Genomic DNA, 4770 nt, shown 5'->3' with positions numbered 1-4770 from the left:
CTGGGCGACGGCGGCCCGGCGGCTGCTGTGGTGCCCGGTCAGACCAGCGGCAGCGTGAGCGTGCTGGCCGACCCGCGCAGCAACGCGCTGATCCTGCGCGCGGCCAACCCGGTCCGGCTGGCCTCGATGCGGGCCATGATCGAGAAGCTCGACCAGCCGCTGGGCAGCAGTGCCAGCGCCAACAATATCCGTGTCGTGCATCTGAAGAATGCCGACGCGACCAAGCTCGCGACGGTCTTGCGCGCGGCCTTTGGCGGTGGCGGTGCTGGCGGAAGCACGAGCGGCGCCAGCAGCCCTCTGGGCGCAAGTTCCGGAATCACGCCCAGCCTCGGCAGCGCGGGTAATGCAAGCCAAGGGGGCAGCATGGCGTCGGCCGCGTCGACCACGCCGGTTTCGAGTTCGGCCAGCCCGTCGACCGGCGGCTTTGTGCAGGCCGACCCGTCGACCAACTCGCTGATCATCACCGCGGCCGAGCCGCTGTACCGCCAGGTGCGCAGCGTGATCGACCAGCTCGACGGGCGCCGAGCGCAGGTCTATGTAGAGTCCATGATCGTCAAGGTCGATGCCAGCAAGGCCGCACAGTTCGGCGTGCAGTGGCAGAACGTGTTCGGCAACAAGGGCGACAAGACCATCTCGGGCCTGGGCACCAACTTTGGCGCGGGCAATTCCAATATCGTCAACCTCTCGGGCGCCACGGCCAACGGCCTGGACGGCATCTCGAAAGCGGTCACTGCGGGCGTCAGCCAGGGCCTCAATGTCGGCCTGTTGAAGAAGGTGGGCGACTTCTACACGCTGGGCGCGATTGCCAACTTCCTGGAGGCCCAGACCGGCGCCAACATTCTGTCCACACCAAATCTTGTGGCCCTGGACAACGAGGAAGCCAAGATCGTGATCGGCCAGAACGTGCCCTTCATCACCGGCAGCTTCACCAACACCGGCAGCACCGGCGGCAGCACGGTGAATCCGTTCCAGACCATCGAGCGCAAGGATGTGGGCCTGACGCTGCGCATCAAGAGCCAGATCGGCGAGGGCGGCACGGTGCGCATGGTGATCTACCAGGAGAACTCCTCGGTGGTGCCCGGTGCCTCCAACAGCGCCGGCCCGACCACCGACAAGAGCTCGATCGAAACCACAGTTGTGGCCGACGACGGTCAGATCATCGTGCTGGGCGGCCTGCTCAAGGACGAGTACACCGATGGCGAAGACCGCGTCCCTGGCCTGGCCAGCATCCCGCTGCTGGGCAATCTGTTCAAGGCCGAGAACCGCAAACGCGTGAAGACCAATCTGATGGTCTTCCTCAGGCCCGTGGTGCTGCGCGATCAGCCCAGCGCCGATCAGCTGACGCTGGACCGCTACGACCTGATCCGGGCCGCACAGCAAGGTGCGCAACCGGCCAAGAGCCCGCTGCTGCCTGACACCGGTGCGCCCCTGCTGCCGGCCACGCCGCCGGCGGCGCCCGCCAATCAGCCTACCAAGGCGAACTGACACCATGGCCGTCCGCCATCCCCTGCCCTACGCCTTCGCGCGGGCACAAACCCTGCTGCTGGAAGACATCGGCAGCGAGCTGGTGCTTTGGGCACCGCCCGATATCGCGCCGGCCGCCCTCTCCGAGGTGCAAAGGCTCTACGCCATCGACCGCATGGAGCACGAGGCGCGCGCCACACTGGTGGAGCGCATCAGCCGCGCCTACGCCGGCAGCGAATCGAGTGCGGCCGTGGTAGTGGGTGAGGTCGAGAGCGCGGTCGATCTGTCGCGCATGATGCAGGACCTGCCGGCGGTCGAGGACCTGCTGGAGGCCGCCAACGATGCGCCCATCATCCGCATGCTCAATGCGCTGCTGACGCAGGCCGCCAAGGACGGCGCCAGCGACATCCACATCGAGCCGTATGAGCGCGCCAGCTCGGTGCGCTTTCGCGTTGACGGCACCTTGCGCGAGGTGGTGCAGCCCAACCGCGGCCTGCATGCCGCGCTGATCTCGCGCCTGAAGATCATGGCGGAGCTGGACATCGCCGAGAAGCGCCTCCCGCAGGACGGCCGCATCTCGCTGCGCATCGGCGGCCGCGCCATCGACGTGCGCGTCTCCACCCTGCCCTCAGCGCATGGCGAGCGCGCGGTGCTGCGTCTGCTGGACAAGAGCGAATCCAAGTTCACGCTGGAAGGCCTGGGCATGGACGGCCAGGTACTGTCGGCCTTCAAGCGCCTGGTGCAGCAACCGCATGGCATCGTGCTGGTGACCGGCCCGACCGGCTCGGGCAAGACCACCTCGCTATACGCCTCGCTGCAGACGGTGGACACCAGCACCACCAATGTGCTGACGGTGGAAGACCCGATCGAGTACGAACTGCCCGGCATCGGCCAAACCCAGGTCAACACCAAGATCGACCTGACCTTCGCGAAGGCGCTGCGCGCCATCCTGCGCCAGGACCCGGACGTGATCATGATCGGCGAGATCCGCGACTACGAGACCGCGCAGATCGCGATTCAGGCCTCGCTGACCGGCCACCTGGTGCTGGCCACGCTCCACACCAATGACGCGCCCAGCGCGGTGACGCGCCTGACCGATATGGGTGTCGAGCCCTTCCTGTTGAGCTCCAGCCTGCTGGGCGTGCTGGCCCAGCGCCTGGTGCGCAAGCTCTGCCCGAACTGCAAACGCCAGGATGCACAGGGCCTGTGGCATGCGGTGGGCTGTGCCGAGTGCGGCCACACCGGCTACAAGGGCCGCACCGGCGTCTATGAGTTGATGGTGGCTGACGATGCGGTGCGCGCGCTGGTGCACAACCGCGCCTCGGAAGCCGAGCTGCATGCCGCGGCCACCGCTGCCGGCCTGCGCTCGATGCGCGAGGACGGCGATCGCCTGGTGCGCGAGGGCATCACCTCGGCCGAAGAAGTGCTGCGCGTGACACGCGACTGAACCGCCACACGACGCCATGCCCGCCTTTAAATACCAGGCCCTGAGCGCCGATGGCCGCAACACCAGCGGACTTCTGGAAGCCGATAACGCACGTGCTGCGCGCGCCCAGCTGCGCGCCGCCAGCCTGGTGCCGCTGCAGGTCACGCCAGTGGCCCAGCAGGCCCAAGACAACGCCGCCGGCCGCTGGTCGCGGCGCGTCTTCAGCAGCACCACACTTTCTGTATGGACGCGCCAGCTGGCCGGGCTGGTCGGCTCCGGCCTGCCGATCGAACGTGCCCTGAGCGCGCTGGCCGACGAGAGCGAGGACCAGCGCGTAGCCGAGCTGCTGGCCCAGCTCAAGGCCGAGGTCAATGCCGGCTCGCCCTTCGCGCGGGCGCTGGCCACTGCACCGCGCGAGTTCGACGAGGTCTACCGCGCCGTCGTCGCCGCCGGCGAGCAAAGCGGCGCTTTGGGCGTGGTGCTGGAAAAACTGGCCGACGATCTGGAAGAGCGCCAGGAGCTGCGCGCCAAGCTGATCGGCGCGATGGCCTACCCGGGCATCGTCTCCCTGATCGCCGTCGTGATCGTGATCTTCCTAGTCACCTATGTGGTGCCGCAGATCGCCACCGTCTTCACCGGTAGTAAGCGGGCCCTGCCCTTCCTGACCGTGGCGATGCTGGCCCTCAGCGATTTCGTGCGCAGCTGGGGCTGGGTGCTGCTGGGCAGCCTGGTGGCAGGCGGCTTCAGCTTCGGCTGGGCGATGCGGCGCGAGGCCTTCCGGCTGCGTTTCGATGCAGCCTTCCTGAACCTGCCACTGGTGGGCCGGCTGGCGCGCGGCTACAACGCGGCCCGCTTTGCCGCCACGCTGGCCATGCTGGCCGGCGCCGGCGTGCCCATCCTGAAAGCCTTGCAGGCCGCGGCAGAAACCTTGTCCAACCGCGCAATGCGCGCCGACGCGCTGGACGCGCTGGTGCAGGTGCGCGAAGGCGCGCCACTGGGCTCGGCGCTGGCCGGCAAGAAACGCTTCCCGGGCATCCTGGCCATGTTCGCCCGTCTGGGCGAGCAGACCGGCGCCCTGCCCGAGATGCTGGCGCGCGCCGCGCGCCAGCTCGGCACCGAGGTGCAGCGTCGCTCAATGGCGGTGGCCACGCTGCTGGAGCCGCTGTTGATCGTCGCGATGGGCGCCGTGGTGATGCTGATCGTGTTGGCAGTGCTGATGCCTATCATCCAGCTCAATACCTGGGTGAAATGAGCCCCCCGGTCCATGGGTACCTGGACCGCCCCCCCGAGGGGGCGCGATGGCAGCGGGCCAGGGGCCGGTGGCAAACGCTCAAGAGCTCTTGGGGCGGCCCGGCGAGCGTCTTGATTGCGAGGAGGACTGCACATGCCAGCAAGTCTTGAAGGTCAACTGGTCGTCGCGATTTCCTCGCGTGCGCTGTTCGACTTCGAGGAGGAGAACACGCTCTTCGAGGCTGGCGACGACCATGCCTATATGGCGCTGCAGCAGCAGCGCCTGGACGTGCCGGCCAAGCCGGGTGTGGCGTTCTCACTGGTCAACAAGCTGCTCGGCTTCAACAGCGCTGACAGGCAACGCGTCGAGGTGGTGGTACTGTCGCGCAATGACCCGATCTCGGGCATGCGGGTGTTCCGCTCGGCCCAGCATTACAGCCTGGACATCCAGCGCGGCGTGTTCACGCGCGGCCAGAGCCCCTGGCGCTATCTGCGGCCGCTGAAGGCGCAGCTCTTCTTGTCCGTCAACGAGGACGATGTGCGCTCGGCGCTGGCGGCCGGCGTGGCGGCAGCACGGGTGTTTCCGCTGTCGGCGCGCGCCTCCAGCGCCCATCCCTTCGAGCTGCGCATTGCCTTCGACGGCGATGCGG

Annotated in this window: 4 protein-coding genes; all 4 read left to right on the top strand. The window is 67.8% G+C overall.

Annotated elements, in window-relative coordinates:
• The coding region (gene gspD, locus ACIQ67_RS19720) for a type II secretion system secretin GspD (protein ID WP_397536075.1) at positions 1–1485 on the top strand (1485 nt) is incomplete at its 5' end.
• Between the two features lie 4 nt (positions 1486–1489).
• Positions 1490–2911 carry a type II secretion system ATPase GspE gene (gspE, locus tag ACIQ67_RS19715; RefSeq protein ID WP_397536074.1) on the top strand — a complete coding sequence of 474 codons (1422 nt, stop codon included), beginning with the start codon at positions 1490–1492 and terminating at the stop codon, positions 2909–2911.
• 16 nt (positions 2912–2927) lie between these two features.
• Positions 2928–4142, top strand: coding sequence for a type II secretion system inner membrane protein GspF (gspF, locus tag ACIQ67_RS19710; RefSeq protein WP_397536073.1), 1215 nt, complete (start codon positions 2928–2930; stop codon positions 4140–4142).
• Between the two features lie 132 nt (positions 4143–4274).
• Positions 4275–4770: 5'-nucleotidase (locus tag ACIQ67_RS19705; protein WP_397536072.1), on the top strand; the 496-nt coding region annotated here is incomplete at its 3' end.

The sequence above is a fragment of the Roseateles sp. genome (assembly GCF_044373315.1).
GTDB lineage: Bacteria > Pseudomonadota > Gammaproteobacteria > Burkholderiales > Burkholderiaceae_C > JACDQM01.
This window is presented reverse-complemented; position numbering and strand designations above follow the sequence as displayed.